Source organism: Stenotrophomonas sp. YJH_SMC_25 (assembly GCF_059369595.1).
This window is the reverse complement of record NZ_JCAFSV010000002.1, coordinates 64,900-85,503: the sequence shown is the minus strand read 5'-3', so window position 1 is coordinate 85,503 and position 20,604 is coordinate 64,900. Positions and strand designations below refer to the sequence as shown.

Sequence of the window (20,604 nt, the reverse complement as noted above, 5' to 3'; positions counted from 1 at the left end):
GTGGGTGGATGTTTGCGTTGGAGCCTACTTTGCCCGGTTTCCGCGTACGTTGGGTTGCAGGGCGTACGAAAAACTTGATCGATCGTCCTGTCGGCCTAGATCGTCCACTCGCGGTCGGTGGTGAACATGATGGTCAGCCAGCGGTCCGGCGAGGCCTCGCCCAGCGCGTCGCCGATCTCGTCGCGCAGCTGGTCCCATTCCACCAGCTTCCGCGGCGGATCGTTTTCCGGCACCACGAAGAACAGCTCGATCTGCTCGCCTCGCCCCACCCGCGCCACGTAGCTGCGGTGCTCGACGAAGCCATGCTTGGCCACGATCGCGCGTGCCACGGCATCCACGTGCGCCTGCAGCTCCGGCGGGGTGACCAGCAGGATGCCGGCCAGCGCCCGGCGCACGGTGCCGAGCGGGGCGATCATCACCAGCACGCAGACGAAGGCAAGGATGGCCGGGTCGATGTACGGCCCGACCCAGGCCCAGGACGTGCCCTGCACCAGCACGCCGCCGAGGAAGGCCAGCAGGTAGCAGGCCGACATGCTGGCCGCGATCACCCAGTTCTTCGCATCCAGTGCGATGAACTCCGAGCCGATGCGGCGGTTGGCGCGCAGGATGAACCAGGCCAGTGCGCCTTCGCCGACGATGGACAGCCCGGCGAAGGCAATGGCCGGGCCCAGTGCGATGTGGCGGCCACCGGACATCAACGCATCCACCGCATTGACCAGGGCATACAGTGCCGCACCGATCATCAGCGTGCCGCTGACCCCCAGCACGATCGGTTCCAGGTGCCAGAAGCCCATGGTGAAGCGCTGGTTGAGCCTCGACTGCAACGCGTCGGTCTGGGTGGACAGCGCGATCAGCCGTGCCACCAGCAGCGACAGCCAGGTCATGACCACATCGATCAGGCCGTAGATGCCGTCGAAGATGATCAGCGAGGAATTGGCCAGCAGGCCGAATACCACTGCGGCGGCGGCCAGCAGCAGCGAGGCGGCGATCGACAGGCGCAGCACGCCCTGTTCGGTGGCGGGGTCGAAGAACTGCGGGCGGTGGGTGGCCATGGCCCGATTGTAGAGCGGCGGCATGCCTCGCTGTCTTCCGCTGTCCGGCATCGTCGCAGAACGTCGAGGACATCGCCGAGACGCCCAGCGAGCGTGATCGCGAATGCGTCGCCCAGGGCGTGGCCAACATGGTCATCGAGTTCCTCGGCCGCATGCGGGATATGCAGCGCTACGATGCCGGTGACACGCAGGTCTACCACGTGCGTGGGCAGGTATTCCTTGCCTCGGCCGGCCATCTGGGTGCGGTGTTCGATTACCAGCACGTGGCGCCGAGGGTACAGATTGATCTGCGCGACGCCCACCTGTGAGACCTGACCGCCTGAGGCGGCAGTGCTTCAAGAAGCAGACCGCCTATGGATGGCGGGTACTGACCACTTGGGGAAAGCTCGGGACGGACTTATCTGTCGTCAAAGCGTCGACGCGATCAAACCGGATCGATTACACCGCGAGGCCGACTCCCTCGAAGCGTGGGCACGCTCCGGGGCGCAAGACCTCGCATTTGCGACAATCCTCGACGCACCTCAACCAATGCCCCCGTCGACCTCAAGCCGACGAGGGGTGAGCAAGGCAATGGCACTCAGGGGCCCGTGGGCCCGCTCTCTTACGCCATCATGGCCCGCGGGCCGTGCTGCTGGGTCTGCTGGTCGATCTTCTGCTGCTCGCGCTGCTGATCGCTCACCTGCAATGCCCGCTCGCTGTTTTCCTGCACGCTCTGGCGCATCGCGTCCGCCGTCGATACCGGCGCGGTATTGCGGTTCAACGCGCTTTCGTCGTGCAGTGCATTGGCCTGCACCGCGCGCGCCATCGAGCCATCCTGGTTCAGCTCAACGCGATCAACCCGGTACAGGCCGGCACGTGCAGCTTCCACGGTAAGCGCAGCGGCCAGCTTCTCGCTGTGCTCGCCGGAGGGCAGGCCACGCGCTTCCTCGGCGAACTTCACCTGCACCAGGGTCTCGGTGTACAGCCAGTTCTGCGGGCTGCGCGGGTCGGACATCGGGTACACCGTCTCGCGCGCAGGCTCGGCCGCGGCCTGCTGCCCCGGGGTGTTGCCCTGTGCCTGCGCACGCTGCTGCACTTCATTGGCCAGCGCCTGGCGGGTTTCCGCATCGGCAATGCCGGTCGCGGGCAGGCCATGCTGCTGCTGGAAAGCGTTGATCGCATGGCGGCTGCCACCGCCCAGATAGCCATCGCTGCCGATGGCCTGGCCCTTGGCGTCGGTCAGCCCCAGCGCGGCCAGGTTGCCCTGGAGTTCGCGCGCGTCGCGGTCGATCGCGGCCAGCGTGGCTGGCCCGGCCTTGCCGTCCACCGGGTCCAGGTTGTGTGCGCGCTGGAAGTCCTCCACCGCCTTGCGGGTGGTGGCATCGAAGCGCCGGTCCGGATTCAGCGTCTGCTGGCCGCCAGCGCTGGCATAGCCCAACGTGACCAGATTGCTCTCCAGCTTCAGCACGTCACGGCCGCTGGACCCTTCCTTCAACGTCTGCGAACCGGCCTGCTGGCGCGGTGCGCCGATCTGGTCCAGCGCCACCTTGATGTCCGCATCATTGTGCTCACCGGCGGGCGAGTAGTCGCGGCTGCTGACCTTGGCATGGGCGCGGTCCATTGCGTCCTTGTTGTTGGCGTAGGCATTTTCGTAGCGCACGGCGATGTCGCCGGCCTTGGGCGCGTCGAAGTACTGGTAGGTCTCGCGGATCTGCCCGGCCTTCGCGCGCAGCGCCTCGTAGTCACCGCCTTCTTCCAGCACCTTCTGCAGCTTGGGCAGCTGGCTGGGCAACTGGTTGGCGGTCTTGGCGATCAGGCTGATCGCTTCGAAGCGGTTTTCCTCGGCGATGCCGCTGCCGTGTGCGTCCACCATCGCCATGCCGATCCGGGTGGCGTTGCGCACCTGCGGGTAGTCGATGTTCGCGTGGATCCACTGCTTGCCCTCGGCCGAACCGGCCCAGGCGTTGATGCTGTCGCGCGTGTTGGTATCGATGAACTGGATCGAGCTGCGCCCGCTCAGGCCATTGCCGTGGCTGAGCAGGTCGCGGCGCAGGTCGGCGTGGTCCTGGGTGAAGGGCAGGTTGTGCGCCTTGGCATAGGTGCTGGCCTGATCGATCACGGCGTCGACATAGGTCGTCTCGCCCGCCTTCAGTGCGTGGCCGTCGATGGCGCCCAGCGCCCACTCGCCGCGCTGGCCGAAGTCGACCTGGATCGCGCCCAGGCTGTAACCGCTGTTCTGCGCGACTTTGTTCACCGTGCCCCAGTGCGGTTCGGTCACGCCCTGGGTGATGCCGGCGATGGCCAGATGATAGGAGGCGGGGCCACCTTCGGTACCACGGCCGACGGCGAAATACACGGCGCCGGAGGTGGCATCGAGATCATGGGTATCGATGTTGGTTGGCATGTCTTACATCCTTGTGCAGTCAGAGGGTCTGCCCCTCAAGGGTCAGTCCAGCAGCTGCAGATACTTCTGCAGCTGGTCGGCACGCGCGCTCAGGCGCATCACATCGTTCAGCTCGCCCTGCAGGTTGCCGGGCTGCGAATCGTCGTACAGCGCGGTATCCAGTTCGCCATCGCGGCTGCGCGACTGCAGCCACGCGCGCTGGGCATTCACCAGCTTGGTCTTCTTTGCGCCAGTCAGCTTTGCCTGCAGCTGGCGGTAGGCCTGGTTCAGGCGCTGGTCCTGGCGTGCGCTTTCCGAGGTCAGGCAGGCGGCCTGCTCGATCGCACCCTGTGCCTTGTCACGGCAGGTGGTGAAGGCCGGGCTCAGCCCGGTGGCAGCCGGTGCTGCGGTTGCCGTGCCGATGGCCAGTACGGCGACCGCCAGCGCGGTGGCGAGGGTCCTGCTCAAACGCTTGTGCTGCATCATCTGCTCCACACGTCCAATCCATTGCGAGCGACGGACTATAACGGCGTCAATATTTCGTCGTCGTCAACGAATCGCGACAACTGTGACCGGTTGCCCGTCATTGTGGGGTGGCGCCGCCCGGCTTGCGGACGGCCCTCGGGCCCGGGCGCCCCGCTATCCGGGCGCCAGCCGCCGCCATTCAGCCGGGCGGTGTAAACTATTGATCTCACTGGCAATGCTAGTCTCCACGATCAACACCCCGATGACGTCCGCCACCGCCCGTTACGCTGATTCCCTGCGCCTGTCCGTTGCCCCGATGATGGACTGGACCGACCGCCATTGCCGCGTGTTCCATCGCGTGCTGGCGCCGGGTGCACGCCTGTACACGGAGATGGTGCACGCCAACGCGGTCATCCACGGCGACCGCGAGCGCCTGCTCGGCTTCGACCGCAGCGAACAGCCGCTGGCGCTGCAGCTGGGCGGCAGCGATCCGGCCCTGCTGGCGCAGGCTGCGCGCATTGCCGCCGAGTGGGGATACGACGAGGTCAACCTCAACTGCGGCTGCCCGTCCGACCGCGTGCAGGCCGGGCGTTTCGGCGCCTGCCTGATGCGCGAGCCGGTACTGGTGGCCGAGTGCGTGGCGGCCATGGTCGATGCGGTCGACATCCCGGTAACGGTGAAGTGCCGCCTGGGCGTGGACGAGGACAACGACTACGACGTGTTTGCCAGCTTCGTCGACCGCCAGGTCGCCGCTGGTGCGGCGATGGTGGTGGTGCATGCCCGCAACGCGTGGCTGAAGGGCCTGTCGCCGAAGGAGAACCGCGAGGTTCCGCCGCTGAAGTACGACTGGGCCTACCGCCTGAAGCAGGAGCGCCCGGCACTGCCGGTGGTGATCAACGGTGGCCTGGCCAGCATCGAGGCGGTACAGGCGCAGGCCGCGCACGTCGATGGCGTGATGCTGGGCCGGGCGGCCTATCACGACCCCTATCTGCTGCATCAGCTGGAGGCGCTGCACACCGGCGCCCCGCTACAGGCACGTGGTGACCTGCTGCGCGCGATGCGCCCCTACATCGAGGCGCGGCTGGGCGAAGGCCTGGCGCTGAAGCACATCACCCGCCATCTGCTCGGCCTGTTCCATGGCCAGCCCGGTGGTCGCGCATTCCGCCAGGTGCTGAGCGAGGGCGCACACCGCCCGGGCGCCGGCTGGAGCCTGATCGAACAGGCCTTGGCGGTCACCGAACGCGAAGCTGATCGCACCGCAGCGTGACGTCGGTCACAGTCCTGACTTGACAAGGGGCGGCGATTCGTCCCGAATGTTCACCTAGATGAACGACGCGAGCGCAGGGCCGGAAAAGTTCAGACCGGATTCACTGCCCCAAACCAAGAATTTGCAAAGGATTTGTAAAGCGCCGGGTCCCGAACCCGGCTCCCGGATTTACGACTTTTGAACGAATCGCCGTGCTCGGCTAGGATCGCATCGATGTCTTCCGCTCCCCTCCATCGCCGCATTGCCCTGGCCACCTGCGTGGTGCTGGCGGCTGCGCCGCTGTCTTCGGCGCTGGCGCAACAGCCGCCGCGTGGCGATCAGGGGCGCGCGGAGATGATGGAGCGGGGCGAGCGCGGTGGCCGTGGCGACGAGCGCTCGCTGTCCGATGCCGTGCGCCGCGTGCAGCGCACCACCGGCGGCCACATCCTCGGCGCCGAGCGCGTGCCGTTCGATGGGCGTGACATCAACCGGGTGAAGTACATGGACGACCGGGGCCGGGTCCGCTACATGGACGACCCCGCACCGTCGCGTTCACAGCCGCGCACGCCGCGGTCGGATATGTCATCACTACGCGGCGATAACCCCTGAACAGGGATAGTTGTCGCTATCAACCCGTACCCCACAGGCCTCCGGGCCACACCCAGGACACTAGGGAGAGTTCATGCGTATCCTTCTGGTCGAAGACGAAGCCCCGCTGCGTGAGACCCTGGCAGCCCGGCTCAAGCGCGAAGGCTTTGCCGTCGATGCTGCGCAGGACGGCGAGGAAGGCCTCTACATGGGGCGCGAAGTTCCGTTCGATGTCGGCATCATCGACCTCGGCCTGCCCAAGATGTCGGGCATGGAGCTGATCAAGGCCCTGCGTGACGAAGGCAAGAAGTTCCCGGTGCTGATCCTGACCGCGCGTTCGAGCTGGCAGGACAAGGTCGAAGGCCTGAAGCAGGGCGCCGACGACTACCTGGTCAAGCCGTTCCACGTCGAAGAGCTGCTGGCCCGCGTCAACGCGCTGCTGCGCCGCGCCGCCGGCTGGAGCAAGCCGACCCTGGAATGCGGCCCGGTCGCTCTGGACCTGGCTGCGCAGACCGTCAGCGTGGCCGGCAGCAATGTCGACCTGACCAGCTACGAATACAAGGTGCTGGAGTACCTGATGATGCACGCCGGTGAACTGGTCTCCAAGGCCGACCTCACCGAGCACATCTACCAGCAGGACTTCGACCGCGACTCGAACGTGCTGGAAGTGTTCATCGGCCGCCTGCGCAAGAAGCTGGACCCGGATGGCGAACTGAAGCCGATCGAGACCGTGCGCGGCCGCGGCTACCGTTTCGCGATTCCGCGCAACGAGGGCTGAGCCGGCTCAGCCTGGCGAGACCATGATGTCCGGCCGTCTGTGGTTCTTCCGACGCTGGCGGCCGCGCTCCCTGCAGGCGCGCCAGATGCTTGCCGCGTCCGTGGGCCTGGTCGCGTTCCTGGCCCTGGCCGGTTACGCACTCGACGCCGCCTTCGCCGATACGGCGAAGGCGAACCTGCGTGAGCGCCTGAAGAACTACGCCACCGCGTACGCGGCCGGCATCGACTTCACCCGCGACCGCTCGCTGTACATCCGCGAGCAGCCGCCGGATTCGCGCTTCGACGTGCCGGGCAGTGGCCTGTACCTGCAGGTGGTGATGCCGCACGGCAAGGGCAATTCGATGTCCGCCGAAGGCCCGATGCTGCCCACCGTCGGCGGCGGCCTGCTGGCACCGCGCCAGGAAGTGTTCGAAGGCCCGCTGCCGATGATCCAGATCGACGGCAGCCAGGGTTCGGTGTACCGCTATGGCCTGGGCCTGGTGTGGGACGCCGACGCCGACCCGGCCACCGAATTCCCGTACACCATCTATGTGATGGAAGACTCGCGCGCGCTGGGCGCGCAGCTGCGCGTGTTCCGTGGCCGTGTCTGGTTCTACCTGGGCGGCATCGGCCTGATCCTGCTGCTGCTGCAGACCGTCATCCTGCAGTGGAGCCTGCGTCCGCTGCGTCGCGTGATCACCGAGCTGACCAAGGTGCAGCGCGGCGAGACCGAGCGCATGAGCGAGCGCCACCCGCGCGAGCTGGAACCGCTGACCGACAGCATCAACGCCTTCATTGAAAGCGAGCGCGAGAACCTCGAGCGCCAGCGCAACACCCTGGCCGACCTGGCACACAGCCTGAAGACGCCCATTGCGGTGCTGCGCACGCAGATGGACAGCGGCGCGGGCGATGGCGCGCTGCGCGAAGAGCTGGACGTGCAGCTGCAGCGCATGAACAACCTGGTTTCGTACCAGCTGGCACGTGCTGCGTCGTCGGGCCACAAGCTGTTCTCCGCGCCGCTTCCGATCGAGTCCAACGCCGAGGAAATCGTACGTGGCCTGGAGAAGGTCTACGCCTCCAAGGGCGTGCTGTGCGAGTTCGACATCGATCCGGCCGCGCGCTTCCACGGCGAACCGGGCGACCTGCAGGAACTGCTCGGCAACCTGCTGGAAAACGCCTTCAAGTGGGCCAACCGCCGCGTGCTGCTGACCGCGCAGCCGCTGCCGGCACCGAACGCGCGCCGCGCAGGCCTGCTGCTGGCGGTGGACGACGATGGCCCGGGCATTGCCCCGGACGACATCGGCAAGGTGCTGCAGCGTGGTGTGCGTGGCGACGAGCGCGTGCAGGGCCACGGCATCGGCCTGTCGATCGTGCAGGACCTGATCAAGGATTACCGCGGCGAACTGGCCGTCGGCCGTTCCAGCGAACTGGGCGGCGCCCGTTTCGAAGTGCGTTTGCCGCCGGGGCCGTAAACCTTCGCAATCGGTAGTGCTGGCCGCTGGCCGGCAACTTCATGATCTTCGGTGGCATTACCGGGTTGCCGGCCAGCGGCCGGCACTACCGTGTTTCGATCTTCGGCGGCTCGCCGTAGAACCGCCGCAGCCACGCGTTCCCGTCCGCCGGGCATCGCCTGACGCAACAGCGCGTGGTGTTCCGGTAGTGCCGGCCGCTGGCCGGCACCCTCATGCTCTTCGGTGGCATTACCGGGTTGCCGGCCAGCGGCGGGCACTACCGTGTTTCGATCGTCGGCGGCTCGCCATGGAACCGCCGCAGCCGCGCGTTCCCGCCCGTCCGCCGGGCATCGCCTGGCGCAACAACGCAGGGTGTTCCGGTAGTGCCGGCCGCTGGCCGGCAACCTCATGATCTTCGGTGGCATTGCCAGGGTGCCGGCCAGCGGCCGGCACTACCGTGTTTCGATCGTCGGCGGCTCGCCGTGGAACCGCCGCAGCCACGCGTTCCCGTCCGCCGGACATCGCCTGGCGCAACAACGCGTGCGTAGTCCGGTAGTGCCGGCCGCTGGCCGGCAACCTCATGATCTTCGGTGGCATTGCCAGGTTGCCGGCCAGCGGCCGGCACTACCGTGTTTCGAACTTTGGCGGCTCGCCGTAGAACCGCCGCAGCTGCGCGGCCACCTCCGGCAACGCCTGCTGCAGCAGATCCGGTGCCGAGAAGTGATACTCGCTGGCCACCGCGAAGAACTCTTCCGGCGCCTCGGCCGCGTACGGGTCGATCAACGTCTCCTCGCCGGCATCCACCTGCGCGCAGAAGGCGTCGTAGGAACGCTGGAAGGTGGCTGCCCACTCGCGCTGCCACTCGCGCGGCAGTGGCGGCGTGCCGTCCATCGCGCCATCCAGCGCATCCAGCTTGTGCACCATCTCGTGCACCGCCACGCAGTAGCCCTCGTGCGGCGTCGCCAGGTCGGCCTGCACATCGGCCCACGACAGGATCAACGGACCGCTGTCCCACGACTCGCCAATCAGTTCGTCATCCCACTCATGCAGTACGCCGGCCGCATCCATGTGGCTGCGATGTACGCGGAATGCATCGGGGTAGACGATCAGCTGCGACCAGCCTTCCAGACCCACCTCGCCGAACTCCAGCAGCGGCAGGCAGCACAGTGCCGCCAGCAGCACGCCATCGCCGGCCTCCAGCTGCAGCTCGCCGATCGGGGTAATGGTCTTCTCGTGCAGGAAGCGCGTGGCCAGTACGCGCAATCGCGCGCGGCGTTCGTCGTCCAGACCGCGCAGCCAGGCCGCACGGCGGCAGGCCTCATCCCAAAGTGCATCGTCGATCGGCCGCGGTGCAGGCCGCAGCCACTGCAGCAACGACTTGATCAGCGGAACATTCCCGGCAGGTAGCTGTGCCACTTCGGTGCGCGGATGCGCTGCAGCACGTCGTCATCGCTGCCACCGCCGCCCGTGCTGGTGCTGGCTGCCGGGCGGACCGGTGCCGGCTTGGTGGTGGCGGCCGAAGCGGTCGCGGTCGGTGCACGCTGCGAAGCGGCATCGCCGTTGGAGGACACGCAGGCGCCGCGGCTGTCGTCCAGCGCTGCCGTCGCAGACGCCGCGAAGGGCATCGTCAGCAGGATCAGGCAATGGGCATAACGGCGCATTGACGACATCCACGTTAAGGGAAGGTGAGTTCCCGATTCTAGCCCGAACCCGGCGCCCCGTTGGAAGCCCCCGCGGAACCCAGCGTGGCGGGCGCCGCTGGCGGCTTTCCCGCATAATTCCTTCCTGACTTCGTGGAAGCTGCCGTGGACGACCGCCAATTGCTGGCCAAACTCGCTGCCGGTCGCCTCTCCGGCGACGCCCTGGCCCGTGAGCTGGGCCAGACCCGGGCGGCCATTTGGAAGCGTATTCAAGGACTTAGAGCCGCCGGTGTAGACATCGAGGGGCGTGCAGGTGAGGGCTATGGCCTGACCCGCCCGGTCGACCTACTGGACCCGGACGCGATCCGTGCCGGCCTGCCTGCCGGCGTCCAAGCCCTGCTGCACGACCTGCAGGTCGCCTGGACAGTGGACTCGACCAACGCCGAATTGCTGCGTTGCAGCGCGCCCCAGCGCGGGGTGAGCGTCCTGCTGGCCGAGCGCCAGACCGGCGGCCGCGGCCGTCGCGGCCGTACGTGGGCGTCGCCGCTGGCCGCGCATATCTACCTGTCGGTGCTGCGGCTGTTTTCCGGTGGCCTCGGTCGCCTGGCCGGGCTGAGCCTGGTGGCCGGCATCGCCGTGGCCGAAGCGCTGCACGACCTGGGCTACACCCAGGCGCAGCTGAAGTGGCCGAACGACCTGCTGGTCGATGGCCGCAAGCTGGTCGGCCTGCTCGCAGAAGGCGGTGGCGAATACGCCGGCCCGGCGCGCGCGGTGATCGGCATCGGCATCAACACGCACATGCCGCCGTCCTTCGCCGAGCAGATCACCCAGCCGTGGGTGGACCTGGACACGCTGGCCGGCAAGCCGGTGGACCGCAACGTGGTGGTTGCTGCCGTGCTGGCGCGCCTGCTGCCGGCACTGGAAGAATTCGATCGCGAAGGCCTCGCTCCCTTCCTGCCGCGCTACGCCGCGTTCGACATGCTGGCCGGTCGCGAAGTACGGGTGGAACTTGAAGGGCAGTGGCAGCATGGCACCGCACTCGGCCTGGCTGATGACGGCGCCTTGCGCGTGCGCATCGATGGCCGTGAGCGCCTGCTGCACGCCGGCGAAGTCAGCGTGAGGGCGGCATGAGCGATTGGTTGTTCGACCTCGGCAACTCGCGCTTCAAGTTCGCGCCGTTGCAGGGTGACCGTGCCGGTGACGTGCAGGCCTGGGCGCATGGCGCCGAAGGCATGGCCGGACAGCCGCCGCACAGCCTGCCCAGCGGCACCACCGCGTTCGTGGCCAGCGTGGCCGCACCGTCGCTGACCAGCGCGATGCTGGACCAGCTGCAGCGTCGCTTCGAGCACGTGCACGTGGTGCGTACCAGCGCCGAATGCGCCGGTGTGCGCATTGCCTATGCCAAGCCCGAAAAATTCGGTGTGGACCGCTTCCTGGCCCTGCTGGCCGCGGCCAAGGCGCAGCGCCCGGTGCTGGTGGTCGGGGTGGGCACCGCACTGACGATTGATCTGCTCGACGCCGACGGCCAGCACCACGGTGGCCGCATTTCCGCATCGCCCACCACCATGCGCGAAGCACTGCATGCCCGCGCGGTGCAGCTGCCGGCTACCGGCGGTGACTACAGCGAATTCGCCAACGACACCGCCGACGCGCTCGCCTCCGGCTGCGATGGTGCGGCCGTGGCACTGATCGAACGCAGCGCACAGCAGGCGCACACGCTGCTGGGCGTTGCGCCCTCGCTGCTGGTGCATGGTGGCGGCGCACCGGCGCTGATGCCGTTGCTGCCTGGCGCCGACTACCACCCCTCGCTGGTGCTGGATGGCCTCGCCCGCTGGGCGGTGCACCAGCCCGCAGGCTAGTATCCGCGCATGCTGACCCGTGCCCTGATCGTCGTACTGGCCATCCTCAATCTTGGCGTCGCCTGCTGGTGGCTGCTGCGCGATGCACCGCAGAAGCCTGCGCCGCCGCCGCAACCCGCCGGCGTGGCCGAGCTGCGCTGGGTGCCCGGTGGCGTGGATGCCGCTGCGGCCGCCGAAGCCACGGCCGCCGCGCCGACCGCGCCGTTGATGGAGCGCGAACCGGCGGAGAAGACGGCCGTGGCTGTAACGCCGGCGCCCGCCGCCCCGGCCAAGCCGGAGATTGCCAAGCCGCAGGCGGCTGAGGCTACGCCGGTTGCTGCCGCTGCCAAGCCGGCAACACCGCCTGCACCGACCCCGACCCCGGCACCGGAGAAGCCCGCAACCCCGCCCGCGGCCGCCGAGCCGCCGCGCTGCGTCGCGCTGGGCCCGTTCGCCGACCGCGCCGCCGCTACCAGTGCGCAGGGCAAGGCCAGCACGCTGCTCAGCCAGGTGCGCCTGCGCGAACAGCCTGCTGCCAGCGGCAGTGCCCGTTACCGGGTGATGCTGCCGGCCGCCGCCAACCGCGAAGAAGCCCAGGCCACCGTGAAACGCATCGTCGCCGCTGGCCTGAGCGACTACTACATCATCAGCCAAGGCGAGGAGGCCAACGCCGTGGCGCTGGGCCAGTACCGCAACCGCGAAGGCGCCGAGCGGCGCATGGCGGCGGTGCAGGCCGCCGGCTTCCAGCCGCGCCTTGTCGCCAGCGGCGACGCCGGGCAGTGGTGGCTGGAAGGGCAGCTGGCGGCAGGCACGCAACCGGCCCAGGCCCAGCAGCGCAGCGGGGCGGCACAGAGCCGGTCGCTGGAATGCGCAAGGTTGCGCTAGAATCCCCGGACCGCGGCGCTGCCGCCGGTGATCCACCCATGCCGCTTTAGCTCAGTTGGTAGAGCAACTGTCTTGTAAACAGTAGGTCATCCGTTCGATTCGGATAAGCGGCACCAATGGGCATCTGCCAATCTCTTTTTGCAGCGGCTGCGCGTTGGCCAGTCGGGCGCCGATCCCGCCCCCCCTCCTTCCTTCTCCGCTGTTCTCCCTCGCGGCGTGTGATGCGTCGCTCTGCACTTCCCTGCGCGCGATCCTGATTGTTGAACCTGATTGTTGAAAGTATGTAGCCAGTAGGCTACATTTCTCCATGAAGATCCAGCGTACCCGTCAGTTCGCGACATGGATTGACGCTCTCAAGGACGTAACCGCACGCGCTCGCATCCTGGCCCGTATCGGTCGGCTCGCTGAAGGCCATCCTGGTGATCACCGCTATCTGGCGGATGGCGTTTCTGAATTGCGTATCGATGCAGGACCCGGTTACCGCGTGTACTACACCCAGCGGGGCAGGCAGTTGGTGATTCTTCTGGTCGGAGGCGACAAGGGTTCGCAACAGCGCGATATAGAGAAGGCCAAGGAGATTGCGCGTGCCCTGCGAGCATCGAACTGGTTGTAGGCGAAACGACTCAATACCGAAGTACTGGAGCTGTCCCATCATGGCTATCAAGAAGAAAGTTGAACTCGAAGCATTTGATGTGGCCGAACACCTTCATACACCGAAGGAAATGGCGGCCTATCTCGATGCATGCATCGAAGAAAGCGACGGCGATTCGGCATTCATCGCCAAGGCGCTGGGCGATATCGCGCGTGCCCAAGGGATGAGCAAGGTCGCACGTGCGGCGGGCCTGTCGCGGGAGAGTCTGTATCGTGCCCTGTCTGGCGAGCGCAGCCCTGATTTCTCGACCATCCTGAAGGTGACTCGTGCCCTGGGTGTGCGCCTGCATGCCAGCGCTGCATGAGCGTACGTGCGGACCTTGATGCGTTGGCACGTCGCTGGACGTAAAGCGCACGGAAAAGCATGAAAAAACCGCCTTTCGGCGGTTTTTTCGTCCCAAGCCGGTGAGTCAACTCAATGACGCGGCAAAGGAGGAGTCGTTTGGCCATTCTGGCTCGAAGCAGCTTGTGTGCCACGCTGCGCATTGATGCCTCACGCGTCTGCCGTTGCCAGATCAAGGCATTCGGCGCGAACAGGTTCAATCAAACCGGATGATGCGGATCAACCCTTTGTTGATGATCCGTCTCCGAAGGCGGCCAACGTGCCACAAGTGAACACCTCCTTCGCACCTTCGTAATTGATGAATGAGATTGTGCAATTCGCCCGCGTTCCAGGACGGATCCGGGCGATGGCTCTGTCATTCAGCACGAAGCTGTACCACATGAGTTCAGGGCTTATGGACAGCGCCATGGGGCGCGCGGTGGAGGCGATCATCTCGGCAACAGCGCCGCCGCGCGAATCCACTTCGTCCAGCCGCAGCTCAACGAGGACAGGTTTCAGGTTTGGGTAGGGTGTGCTCATTCCAGCAGCGGGTCTGCCTGATTCGTTCGTCGGGGTTGCGGCGTGTTGAATCTGTGCGTTGGAGACGCCAATGTTCCGCATTATTGAGCCCCGCCCACCTGCAACGCCACATACTCCGCCAGCCCCCGACAGGCCAGCATCAGCCCTTCGCGCGTGCCATCGCCGATATCGTCCTTCTCTTCCCCGTCCACGCGCACGCGCTCTGCGGCGTGATACAGCTCCAACAACGACACCAGGCCGACTGCGGCGCGATCCCGGCGTGCGGCGGCCACGGCCTGGCCGGGTGTGCTGGCGGGCCCCGTCCACGGCTGTCCGTCGGCGGCATCACCGGCGCGGATGCGCTGCAGGCATCCGGGCAGGTTGATCGGCGCAGGGGCCTCGTTGGCGGCGGCGAAAGCGGCTTCCAACGGCTGCGCCAGTTCGGGCGGCAGGCGCAGGGCAGCCTCGCCCAGGGTGGCGGTCAGGTACGGGTGATGGGCCTTGGGCATGCGGGCATCCTCGTCGGGAACAGAGGTGCCACCCGAGGAGGGTGGCGGGCGATGCGTGGCTTCCAAGACCGGGTCAACGAATCGGCGGGCACGAGGCCCCCACGCACCGCCCGCCGTCGATCGGCTAACGGATTGCCAGCCGGCGCCGTACTTGGGAGGACGACGCCGGCTGGCAAGCGTATACATCGTTGACAACACGGGCTTGGAAGTCCCGGCCACCCTCGCAGGTGGCGATTCATCATGCGCACGTGAAATCACCGCCTGCCAGTCGTTTGTTTCGATGGCATCGGGTGATCTGAAAGGAAAAATGAATTATCGCGTTTGGCCCGTTTCGAGCATTGCAATGCCAGAAGCGACATTTCGCGCGGGGCTGCAACCAACGATGAATCCTGGTGCGTCATTGCTGTCGCAGGGCCTTTCATCGCCCAGGAAGTAAAGCTGGCTTAACTTCCCCGGCAGGGCTTCCAGAACACCTTACCAGACATGAATCCCCACGCGCGCTACCCGGAAATTGATATTCCTCACGGACAGCCCGCAGCGCTCCACCGCATACTGCCGCCACACGCCCATCCTGGGCCCCTTCGGGATCCGCACATGCGTCGCCATGCCCTGTCGCTCACCGTCGCACTGGTATCCACCGCCTTCGTGGTCCCAGCCATGGCCGCGGTACCGTTCTTCAACGCCAGCTGCCCGGGCGGCATCGATGTGCACGCCGACGAAGGCGGTCCGGTCTACGTGCAAGGCCGCGAGACGGCGTTGAAACGTTTCAACGACCGCTATTTCGAAGCACGCGATGCCAACAGCGGCATCACCCTGTCGATCAGCCGCAACGATGACGGCTCGCCGCAGGTCAGCTACACCGGCCGAGGCGGCGCCACTGGCATCTGCCAGGTCAGCAGCCGTGGTGCGCCCGCGCCCGCCACAAACAGCGCCCGCCCTGGCGACGCTGCCACCGGGGATGCCGCGCTACCGCGCGAAGTCACTTGCGAATCCACCGGCCAGCAGCAGGTGTCGTGCGATCTGAATACCCGTGGCAATGTGGAGATCGTGCGCCAGCTCAGCCGCACCCGCTGCGAGGAAGGCAAGAACTGGGGCCTGTCGCGGCACTCGGTGTGGGTCAATGGCGGCTGCCGCGCGGTGTTCCGCAATGTGTCTTCGGTGACCACCCCGGCGCCGTCAGGCGATACCGCACTGGGGGCCTGCAATGTGCGCAAGGGCGCGCAGGGCGCCCTGGTCACCCAGATGCCGGTGGGCAGCGATTACCAGGAACTGATCATCGATTATCCCGACGGCCGCTTCCTGTGCATGATGCGCAACAACGGCCAGGTGCAGAGCCTGACGCCGGTTCGCCGCCGCGGACGCTGAGCGCGCAGCGGGTTGGGGCAGGCTTCAGCCGCAGGACTTATACAGCAACACCCACGCCAGCATCAGGGTGAACATGCCAACGAAGGTCAGGCCGAACCATAGCGCCGCCAGCTTCACGTTGCCGATCAATGCCGTCGCCACACGGGGCAGCTCGCTTTTCAGAATCGGGTGTTCGGCGTGTGCTTTGCGCAGACGCTGCCAACCCAACCCGAGGAATACCAGGGTCGAGAGCGGCACCAGCAGGAGCGTCGCCTGCATCAGCCAGCGGTACGGCGATGCATCGATCGAGCTGCTCAACAGAACCGCAAAAGCGGCGATGGGCAGCGCGCCCATGAAGAAGCGTGGCCAGGCGGTGTTGATGAAGGGCGACATCGCAATCTTCCATGAAAGGTGGTCGGGACCGCGCGGCATCATGCCATGCAATGGCCCTGCTGCACCGCCGCGAGTGGTGTCACACAGCTCTGGCTAGACTGTGCTTCTTTTTCCCCCGCAGGAGGCACCCATGGCCCATCCCATTTCCGTATCGCTGATTGGCGTTCCCACCGATGTGGGTGCGGGCCATCGCGGTGCACGGCTGGGGCCGGAAGCGCTGCGCGTGGCTGGGCTGCCGGAAGCGCTCGAGGCGCGCGGCGTGGATGTGCGCGACCTGGGCAACCTGGATGGTCCGCGCAATCCGTGGACCGCGCCGGTGGAAGGCTACCGCCACCTGGATGAAGTGGTGGCGTGGAACCACGCGCTGATGGAAGCCAGCTATGCCGAACTGCAGGCCGGCCGCATGCCGATCATGCTCGGCGGCGACCACTGCCTGGGCATCGGTTCGATCACTGCCGTGGCACGCTGGTGCCGCGAGCAGGGCAAGACCCTGCGCGTGCTGTGGCTGGATGCGCATTCGGACTTCAACACCAGCGATGTCACTCCATCGGGCAACATCCACGGCATGCCGGTGGCCTGCCTGTGCGGCCTCGGCCCGAAGGCGCTGACCCACCTCGGCGGCAGCGCACCGGCGATCACCCCCATCCAGGTGCACCAGATCGGCATCCGTTCGGTGGACCCGGAAGAGAAGCGCCTGATCAAGACCCACAAGGTGGATGTCTACGACATGCGCTACATCGACGAGAACGGCATGAAGCGCGCGGTCGAGGCAGCACTGGCGGGCATCGACGAGAACACCCACCTGCATGTCAGCTTCGATGTGGATTTCCTCGACCCGAGCATCGCACCGGGCGTCGGCACCACCGTGCCGGGCGGGGTGAACTACCGCGAGGCGCAGCTGGTGATGGAGATGATTGCCGACACCGGGCGCATGGGTTCGCTGGACATCGTCGAGCTCAACCCCTTGCTGGACAAGCAGAATGCCACCGCCGAACTGGCCGTGGACCTGGTCGAAAGCCTGTTCGGCAAGTCCACCCTGATGCGCGACTGAGCTCTCCGCCTGAACGGATCGATGATCCGTTCACACCCGCTCCACGCCCCTGCCGCCAGATTGCACATCACGCGGCGGCAGTGGCATTGGCTCCTTCCGCCGAGCGACCGAACCCCATCCGCGAATGAAGCGGTATAGCGGCGAACCCAAGGAGAAGCCCATGAAGCGCGTAGTTGCCCTGATGCTGTTGTCGATGTTCTCGGTGGCCCTGCTGGCCGGTTGCAACACCGTTGCCGGTGCCGGCAAGGACGTGCAGAAGGCTGGCGAAAAGGTTGAAGATGCCGCCAAGGGCCGTTGAGCCTGAAGTGGAACGGAAAGCAAAAAGGCCGGGGGGACCTCCCCGGCCTTTTTTCTTGCGCGTTTTTCTGCAGCGTACGTGTCGAAGCGTAGTGAACCATTCAAGCAGGTGAGCAGTGCTTTCATGGTCGGTTGACCGGCGCTCAACAGCCGCTGCGCGAAGCTGTAGCCACGGTAAGAACGCCGTTGCAACCAAGGACTCCCAGCAATGAACAAAGACATCATTTCCGGCAAGTGGTCGCAGCTGAAGGGCAAGGCCCAGGCCAAGTGGGGCGATCTGACCAACGACGACTTCGATGTGGCTGAAGGCAATGCCGAGTATCTGGCCGGCCGCCTGCAGGAACGTTATGGCTGGGCCAAGGATCGCGCTGAGAAGGAAGTCCGTGAGTTCCAGGATGCCGTGAGCAAGGACTACCCGGACTACAAGTAAGCGCTACGGTTTTCCCCCACGGCACAACGCCCGCACCGAGAGGTTGCGGGCGTTGTGCTGTCTGGGCGGCCGATCAACGCGCCGGCGGGTCCGGCACATAGCGGTTGGGGAACGCCTGCGGTTCGCGCGGCAGGCGCGACGGCGGTGTATCGACCAGGATGCCGCGCGCGCGCAGATTGCGGGCGCTGTCGTAGCGCAGCTGCAGAACCTGCGCCGGGCTGCGGCTGGCGCGTTCGAAGTCGGTATCGCGTACCGACGACTGCTCGCGTGCGCCGTGGCCGGTGCCCAGCGCAGGGGCCTGTGACTTGCTGGCATAGCCCTCGATGCGGCTGTTGCTGGCGCTGGCATCGGCCGCCGCTTCGGCCGTCGGGGCCGGTGCCGGCAGCGGCAGGCTGCGGCGCAGGATCGGATCCGGACGCCAGCGGCGCGCTTCCTCGAACACCGCCACGCCGACCACGCCGATGTTGTCCGGGCGACCGGTGCGGCTGGCATAGCTGCCGCTGGGGCTGCTGAACACGAACTGCGCCACTTCATCCTGGCTCTTGCGCCAGCCGGTGATGTCGGCGCGCTGGCCGGGGTTGAGCACGTAGCCGGTCTGCGACGGATCGGCATCCTCGCCGGAGATGGCGTTGACGCCGTCCACCGACAGCACCACCAGCACCCGGCGCGGGCTGTCGTTGTACAGGCGCACGGCGTAGCGGTGGCCGCGCTCGCCGGCCACCCAGCGCTGGCCCTCGGCAGGGTAGCTGCGCAATTCGGTGCCGCGGTCGCGGTCGACCAGAGACATGCGCACGGGGCCGCCCTCGTAGGCCGGCGGCGGCACCGGGGCGGGGCGGAAGCCGGCCAGGGGCAGGATCAACAGCAGGGGCAGCAGGCGTTTCATCGGGTGTCTCCAGCGGGGTTGCGTGAATGAACGCGCCGCAGGCCCTGACGGGGTTGGTGGCGTGCAAGGTAAACTGGCCCCGTTCATCGAAGGTTACCCCACGCAGTCATGACCACCCGAGTCCTTACCGGCATCACCCCCTCCGGCACGCCCCACCTGGGCAACTACGTTGGCGCCATCCGTCCGGCCATCGCGGCCAGCCGCGCGCCGGGGATCGAGAGCTTCTTCTTCCTGGCCGACCTGCACAGCCTGATCAAGTCCCAGGACCCGCAGCGCACCCAGCGCGCGACCCTGGAGATCGCGGCCAGCTGGCTGGCCTGTGGCCTGGACCCGGAACACGTGTGGTTCTACCGGCAGAGCGACATCCGCGAGACCACCGAGCTGATGTGGTTCCTGACCGCCATCGCCAGCAAGGGCATCCTCAACCGCGCGCACGCCTACAAGGCGGCGGTGGACAAGAACCGCGAGGAAGGCGTGGACGAGGACGCAGGCGTCAGCGCCGGCCTGTTCATGTACCCGGTGCTGATGGCCGCAGATATCCTCATCTTCAAGGCCAACCAGGTACCGGTGGGCCGTGACCAGATCCAGCACATCGAGATGGCGCGCGACTTCGCCCAGCGCTTCAACCACGTGTATGGCAAGGAGTACTTCCCGCTGCCGGACGTGGTGATCGACGAGCAGGTGGCGACGCTGGCGGGCCTGGATGGCCGCAAGATGAGCAAGAGCTACCACAACACCATTCCGCTGTTCGTGCCGCGCGAGGAGCTGAAGAAGCTGGTGTTCTCGATCCTGACCGACTCGCGCGCACCCGGCGAGCTGAAGGACACCGAGGGCTCGGCGCTGTTCCAGATGTACCAGGCCTTCGCAACCCCGGAACAGACCGCCGAATTCGCCAAGGCGTTCGCCGCCGGCATCAGCTGGGGTGACGCCAAGCAGCAGCTGTTCGAGCGCATCGACAGCGAGCTGTCGCCGCTGCGCGAGCGCTACAACGCGCTGATGGCCGAGCCGGAGAAGATCGAGGCGCTGCTCAAGCGCCGTGGCCAGCAGCTGCGCGAGCAGCTGGCGGCACCGCTGCTGGACGAGCTGCGCCATGCGGTGGGCCTGCGTGACCTGTCCAGCGCAGGCGATATCGCCAGCGAGGACGCCGGCGTGGCCCGCGTGGCACCGCCACTGTTCAAGCAGTACCGCGAGAAGGACGGCCGCTTCTACTTCAAGCTGACCGCCGGTGACGGCACGCTGCTGATCCAGAGCGAAGGCTTCGATTCGCCGCGCGACGCGGGGCAGTTGATTGCCGTGATCAAGCAGGCGGAGCAGGGTGACCAGCTGCAGAGCGAACTGTTCAAGCTGGAAGCCGAAGTGGACGCCGTGCTGGCGGCCCTGGCCATGCTGCGCGAAGCGTAAGGGTAGGGCCGGCCGCTGGCCGGCAACTGCATAGGAAATGCCGGCCAGCGGCCGGCACTACCACGGCAACTGCATAGGAAAACGCCGGCCAGCGACCGGCACTACCACGGCACTGCATAGGAAAACGCCAGCCAGCGGCCGGCCCTACCCGCGAACGAAGGTCATGGCATGATGTCCGCGCGCCTCAGGCGCGATGACATGGAGTCTGCGATGGCCTGGTTGTCGCTGCTGCTGTTCCTGCCCTGGTTCCTGCTGCTGGGCAGCCTGTACTGGCTGTTCCCGCGCCAGCCGCGCACCCCGCGGCGGCGCCTGTTCGATGGCTCCACCCTGCTGCTGGCCTTCGCCCTGAGCATCGTCTCGATGCTGTGGGGGTATCGACTTGGACTGGCACAGCCCGGCGCCGGCCCGATCTGGCCGCAGGTACTGGCGGTGCTGTACGCCTACGGCGCATTCCTGGCGGTGCTGGTGCTGGCCCTGCTGCTGCGGCCGCGGTTCGCATTGCGCTGAACCTGGCCCTTGCG

The 20,604-nt window shown here is 66.8% G+C and carries 25 protein-coding genes and 1 tRNA gene; 17 read left to right on the top strand and 9 right to left on the bottom strand.

All coding sequences use genetic code 11. The annotated features are described in order from the left end of the window. Positions 1 to 95: 95 nt before the first annotated feature. Positions 96 to 1,076: a cation diffusion facilitator family transporter gene (locus tag AC5P7E_RS03395; protein ID WP_043035425.1), complete on the bottom strand. Its 981-nt coding sequence runs from the start codon at positions 1,074 to 1,076 to the stop codon at positions 96 to 98. Between the two features lie 104 nt (positions 1,077 to 1,180). Between AC5P7E_RS03395 and AC5P7E_RS03390 the strand changes: the two genes are divergently transcribed. After that, positions 1,181 to 1,360, top strand: coding sequence for a hypothetical protein (locus tag AC5P7E_RS03390; RefSeq protein WP_043035432.1), 180 nt, complete (start codon positions 1,181 to 1,183; stop codon positions 1,358 to 1,360). Between the two features lie 293 nt (positions 1,361 to 1,653). Here AC5P7E_RS03390 and AC5P7E_RS03385 read toward each other — a convergent pair whose 3' ends face one another. Both AC5P7E_RS03385 and AC5P7E_RS03380 read right to left on the bottom strand, forming a co-directional pair. Continuing rightward, a complete protein-coding gene (locus AC5P7E_RS03385) occupies positions 1,654 to 3,435 on the bottom strand; it encodes a peptidoglycan-binding domain-containing protein (RefSeq protein WP_062606025.1) in 1,782 nt (593 codons plus the stop codon). 42 nt (positions 3,436 to 3,477) lie between these two features. Next, entirely contained in the window at positions 3,478 to 3,897 is a 420-nt protein-coding gene (locus tag AC5P7E_RS03380) for a lysozyme inhibitor LprI family protein (protein WP_219625293.1), read from the bottom strand. Between the two features lie 217 nt (positions 3,898 to 4,114). On the opposite strand from AC5P7E_RS03380, the gene dusA reads away from it, so the two are divergent. The 4 genes from dusA to AC5P7E_RS03360 all read left to right on the top strand — a co-directional run bounded on the left by dusA (position 4,115) and on the right by AC5P7E_RS03360 (position 7,941). Next, entirely contained in the window at positions 4,115 to 5,146 is a 1,032-nt protein-coding gene (dusA, locus tag AC5P7E_RS03375; RefSeq protein WP_043035427.1) for a tRNA dihydrouridine(20/20a) synthase DusA, read from the top strand. A 213-nt stretch (positions 5,147 to 5,359) separates the two neighbouring features. Beyond that, entirely contained in the window at positions 5,360 to 5,734 is a 375-nt protein-coding gene (locus AC5P7E_RS03370) for a hypothetical protein (RefSeq protein WP_043035428.1), read from the top strand. 73 nt (positions 5,735 to 5,807) lie between these two features. Beyond that, positions 5,808 to 6,491 (top strand): response regulator transcription factor, encoded by a 684-nt coding sequence (locus AC5P7E_RS03365; RefSeq protein ID WP_004136763.1) that lies wholly within the window; start codon positions 5,808 to 5,810, stop codon positions 6,489 to 6,491. A 25-nt stretch (positions 6,492 to 6,516) separates the two neighbouring features. Beyond that, entirely contained in the window at positions 6,517 to 7,941 is a 1,425-nt protein-coding gene (locus tag AC5P7E_RS03360; RefSeq protein ID WP_032953760.1) for an ATP-binding protein, read from the top strand. 603 nt (positions 7,942 to 8,544) lie between these two features. Here AC5P7E_RS03360 and AC5P7E_RS03355 read toward each other — a convergent pair. Then, entirely contained in the window at positions 8,545 to 9,336 is a 792-nt protein-coding gene (locus AC5P7E_RS03355; RefSeq protein WP_165931275.1) for a M90 family metallopeptidase, read from the bottom strand. Then, positions 9,303 to 9,581 carry a hypothetical protein gene (locus tag AC5P7E_RS03350; protein ID WP_005407696.1) on the bottom strand — a complete coding sequence of 93 codons (279 nt, stop codon included), beginning with the start codon at positions 9,579 to 9,581 and terminating at the stop codon, positions 9,303 to 9,305. The genes AC5P7E_RS03355 and AC5P7E_RS03350 overlap by 34 nt, the downstream gene beginning before the upstream one ends. 144 nt (positions 9,582 to 9,725) lie before the next feature. Between AC5P7E_RS03350 and birA the strand changes: the two genes are divergently transcribed. The 6 genes from birA (at position 9,726) to AC5P7E_RS03320 (ending at position 13,239) form a co-directional block, all read left to right on the top strand. Beyond that, a complete protein-coding gene (birA, locus tag AC5P7E_RS03345) occupies positions 9,726 to 10,691 on the top strand; it encodes a bifunctional biotin--[acetyl-CoA-carboxylase] ligase/biotin operon repressor BirA (RefSeq protein ID WP_043035430.1) in 966 nt (321 codons plus the stop codon). Further along, on the top strand, positions 10,688 to 11,419 hold the full coding sequence (locus AC5P7E_RS03340; protein ID WP_005407698.1) for a type III pantothenate kinase: 732 nt from the start codon (positions 10,688 to 10,690) through the stop codon (positions 11,417 to 11,419). The genes birA and AC5P7E_RS03340 overlap by 4 nt, the downstream gene beginning before the upstream one ends. Positions 11,420 to 11,428: 9 nt before the next feature. Beyond that, on the top strand, positions 11,429 to 12,283 hold the full coding sequence (locus AC5P7E_RS03335) for an SPOR domain-containing protein (RefSeq protein ID WP_005411958.1): 855 nt from the start codon (positions 11,429 to 11,431) through the stop codon (positions 12,281 to 12,283). A 40-nt stretch (positions 12,284 to 12,323) separates the two neighbouring features. Next, positions 12,324 to 12,399 (top strand) — tRNA-Thr (locus tag AC5P7E_RS03330). Positions 12,400 to 12,590: 191 nt separating this feature from the next. After that, positions 12,591 to 12,896: a type II toxin-antitoxin system RelE/ParE family toxin gene (locus AC5P7E_RS03325; protein ID WP_005407702.1), complete on the top strand. Its 306-nt coding sequence runs from the start codon at positions 12,591 to 12,593 to the stop codon at positions 12,894 to 12,896. A 40-nt stretch (positions 12,897 to 12,936) separates the two neighbouring features. Continuing rightward, positions 12,937 to 13,239: an addiction module antidote protein gene (locus AC5P7E_RS03320; RefSeq protein ID WP_005407703.1), complete on the top strand. Its 303-nt coding sequence runs from the start codon at positions 12,937 to 12,939 to the stop codon at positions 13,237 to 13,239. 257 nt (positions 13,240 to 13,496) lie between these two features. Here AC5P7E_RS03320 and AC5P7E_RS03315 read toward each other — a convergent pair whose 3' ends face one another. Both AC5P7E_RS03315 and AC5P7E_RS03310 read right to left on the bottom strand, forming a co-directional pair. Further along, on the bottom strand, positions 13,497 to 13,796 hold the full coding sequence (locus tag AC5P7E_RS03315; RefSeq protein WP_005407704.1) for a hypothetical protein: 300 nt from the start codon (positions 13,794 to 13,796) through the stop codon (positions 13,497 to 13,499). 80 nt (positions 13,797 to 13,876) lie between these two features. After that, on the bottom strand, positions 13,877 to 14,284 hold the full coding sequence (locus AC5P7E_RS03310) for a hypothetical protein (protein ID WP_005407705.1): 408 nt from the start codon (positions 14,282 to 14,284) through the stop codon (positions 13,877 to 13,879). Positions 14,285 to 14,878: 594 nt separating this feature from the next. On the opposite strand from AC5P7E_RS03310, the gene AC5P7E_RS03305 reads away from it, so the two are divergent. Beyond that, positions 14,879 to 15,649: a DUF3011 domain-containing protein gene (locus tag AC5P7E_RS03305; RefSeq protein WP_005411960.1), complete on the top strand. Its 771-nt coding sequence runs from the start codon at positions 14,879 to 14,881 to the stop codon at positions 15,647 to 15,649. Between the two features lie 24 nt (positions 15,650 to 15,673). On the opposite strand, the gene AC5P7E_RS03300 is transcribed toward AC5P7E_RS03305, so the two are convergent. After that, positions 15,674 to 16,021, bottom strand: a complete 348-nt coding sequence (locus tag AC5P7E_RS03300) for a hypothetical protein (protein WP_005411961.1) — start codon at positions 16,019 to 16,021, stop codon at positions 15,674 to 15,676. Between the two features lie 130 nt (positions 16,022 to 16,151). Here AC5P7E_RS03300 and rocF point away from each other — a divergent pair, with 130 nt between their 5' ends. The 3 genes from rocF to AC5P7E_RS03285 all read left to right on the top strand — a co-directional run bounded on the left by rocF (position 16,152) and on the right by AC5P7E_RS03285 (position 17,799). After that, a complete protein-coding gene (gene rocF, locus AC5P7E_RS03295; RefSeq protein ID WP_005407709.1) occupies positions 16,152 to 17,072 on the top strand; it encodes an arginase in 921 nt (306 codons plus the stop codon). A 160-nt stretch (positions 17,073 to 17,232) separates the two neighbouring features. Further along, on the top strand, positions 17,233 to 17,370 hold the full coding sequence (locus AC5P7E_RS03290) for an entericidin A/B family lipoprotein (RefSeq protein WP_005407710.1): 138 nt from the start codon (positions 17,233 to 17,235) through the stop codon (positions 17,368 to 17,370). Positions 17,371 to 17,577: 207 nt separating this feature from the next. Further along, complete coding sequence (locus AC5P7E_RS03285; protein WP_004153772.1) at positions 17,578 to 17,799, top strand: CsbD family protein; 222 nt, start codon at positions 17,578 to 17,580, stop codon at positions 17,797 to 17,799. Between the two features lie 73 nt (positions 17,800 to 17,872). Here AC5P7E_RS03285 and AC5P7E_RS03280 read toward each other — a convergent pair whose 3' ends face one another. Then, positions 17,873 to 18,682: a hypothetical protein gene (locus tag AC5P7E_RS03280; RefSeq protein WP_049449498.1), complete on the bottom strand. Its 810-nt coding sequence runs from the start codon at positions 18,680 to 18,682 to the stop codon at positions 17,873 to 17,875. A 108-nt stretch (positions 18,683 to 18,790) separates the two neighbouring features. Here AC5P7E_RS03280 and AC5P7E_RS03275 point away from each other — a divergent pair, with 108 nt between their 5' ends. Both AC5P7E_RS03275 and AC5P7E_RS03270 read left to right on the top strand, forming a co-directional pair. Continuing rightward, a complete protein-coding gene (locus AC5P7E_RS03275) occupies positions 18,791 to 20,083 on the top strand; it encodes a tryptophan--tRNA ligase (RefSeq protein WP_062606004.1) in 1,293 nt (430 codons plus the stop codon). A 210-nt stretch (positions 20,084 to 20,293) separates the two neighbouring features. Then, the gene (locus AC5P7E_RS03270; RefSeq protein ID WP_099484560.1) at positions 20,294 to 20,590 is read left to right on the top strand and encodes a hypothetical protein; all 297 of its coding nucleotides are present in this window, start codon (positions 20,294 to 20,296) and stop codon (positions 20,588 to 20,590) included. The last annotated feature ends 14 nt before the right edge of the window (positions 20,591 to 20,604 follow it).

Excerpts from the sequence above, each read along its gene's own strand:
- AC5P7E_RS03335 (WP_005411958.1), top strand. The coding sequence starts at position 11,429 with ATGCTGACCCGTGCCCTGATCGTCGTACTGGCCATCCTCAATCTTGGC.
- AC5P7E_RS03280 (WP_049449498.1), bottom strand. The coding sequence starts at position 18,682 with ATGAAACGCCTGCTGCCCCTGCTGTTGATCCTGCCCCTGGCCGGCTTC.
- AC5P7E_RS03360 (WP_032953760.1), top strand. The coding sequence starts at position 6,517 with ATGTCCGGCCGTCTGTGGTTCTTCCGACGCTGGCGGCCGCGCTCCCTG.
- AC5P7E_RS03315 (WP_005407704.1), bottom strand. The coding sequence starts at position 13,796 with ATGAGCACACCCTACCCAAACCTGAAACCTGTCCTCGTTGAGCTGCGG.
- AC5P7E_RS03380 (WP_219625293.1), bottom strand. The coding sequence starts at position 3,897 with ATGCAGCACAAGCGTTTGAGCAGGACCCTCGCCACCGCGCTGGCGGTC.
- AC5P7E_RS03340 (WP_005407698.1), top strand. The coding sequence starts at position 10,688 with ATGAGCGATTGGTTGTTCGACCTCGGCAACTCGCGCTTCAAGTTCGCG.
- AC5P7E_RS03300 (WP_005411961.1), bottom strand. The coding sequence starts at position 16,021 with ATGTCGCCCTTCATCAACACCGCCTGGCCACGCTTCTTCATGGGCGCG.
- AC5P7E_RS03385 (WP_062606025.1), bottom strand. The coding sequence starts at position 3,435 with ATGCCAACCAACATCGATACCCATGATCTCGATGCCACCTCCGGCGCC.
- AC5P7E_RS03285 (WP_004153772.1), top strand. The coding sequence starts at position 17,578 with ATGAACAAAGACATCATTTCCGGCAAGTGGTCGCAGCTGAAGGGCAAG.
- AC5P7E_RS03350 (WP_005407696.1), bottom strand. The coding sequence starts at position 9,581 with ATGCGCCGTTATGCCCATTGCCTGATCCTGCTGACGATGCCCTTCGCG.
- AC5P7E_RS03395 (WP_043035425.1), bottom strand. The coding sequence starts at position 1,076 with ATGCCGCCGCTCTACAATCGGGCCATGGCCACCCACCGCCCGCAGTTC.
- AC5P7E_RS03275 (WP_062606004.1), top strand. The coding sequence starts at position 18,791 with ATGACCACCCGAGTCCTTACCGGCATCACCCCCTCCGGCACGCCCCAC.
- AC5P7E_RS03310 (WP_005407705.1), bottom strand. The coding sequence starts at position 14,284 with ATGCCCAAGGCCCATCACCCGTACCTGACCGCCACCCTGGGCGAGGCT.
- AC5P7E_RS03270 (WP_099484560.1), top strand. The coding sequence starts at position 20,294 with ATGGCCTGGTTGTCGCTGCTGCTGTTCCTGCCCTGGTTCCTGCTGCTG.
- rocF (WP_005407709.1), top strand. The coding sequence starts at position 16,152 with ATGGCCCATCCCATTTCCGTATCGCTGATTGGCGTTCCCACCGATGTG.
- AC5P7E_RS03390 (WP_043035432.1), top strand. The coding sequence starts at position 1,181 with ATGGTCATCGAGTTCCTCGGCCGCATGCGGGATATGCAGCGCTACGAT.
- AC5P7E_RS03290 (WP_005407710.1), top strand. The coding sequence starts at position 17,233 with ATGAAGCGCGTAGTTGCCCTGATGCTGTTGTCGATGTTCTCGGTGGCC.
- AC5P7E_RS03370 (WP_043035428.1), top strand. The coding sequence starts at position 5,360 with ATGTCTTCCGCTCCCCTCCATCGCCGCATTGCCCTGGCCACCTGCGTG.
- AC5P7E_RS03320 (WP_005407703.1), top strand. The coding sequence starts at position 12,937 with ATGGCTATCAAGAAGAAAGTTGAACTCGAAGCATTTGATGTGGCCGAA.
- dusA (WP_043035427.1), top strand. The coding sequence starts at position 4,115 with ATGCTAGTCTCCACGATCAACACCCCGATGACGTCCGCCACCGCCCGT.
- AC5P7E_RS03305 (WP_005411960.1), top strand. The coding sequence starts at position 14,879 with ATGCGTCGCCATGCCCTGTCGCTCACCGTCGCACTGGTATCCACCGCC.
- AC5P7E_RS03325 (WP_005407702.1), top strand. The coding sequence starts at position 12,591 with ATGAAGATCCAGCGTACCCGTCAGTTCGCGACATGGATTGACGCTCTC.
- AC5P7E_RS03365 (WP_004136763.1), top strand. The coding sequence starts at position 5,808 with ATGCGTATCCTTCTGGTCGAAGACGAAGCCCCGCTGCGTGAGACCCTG.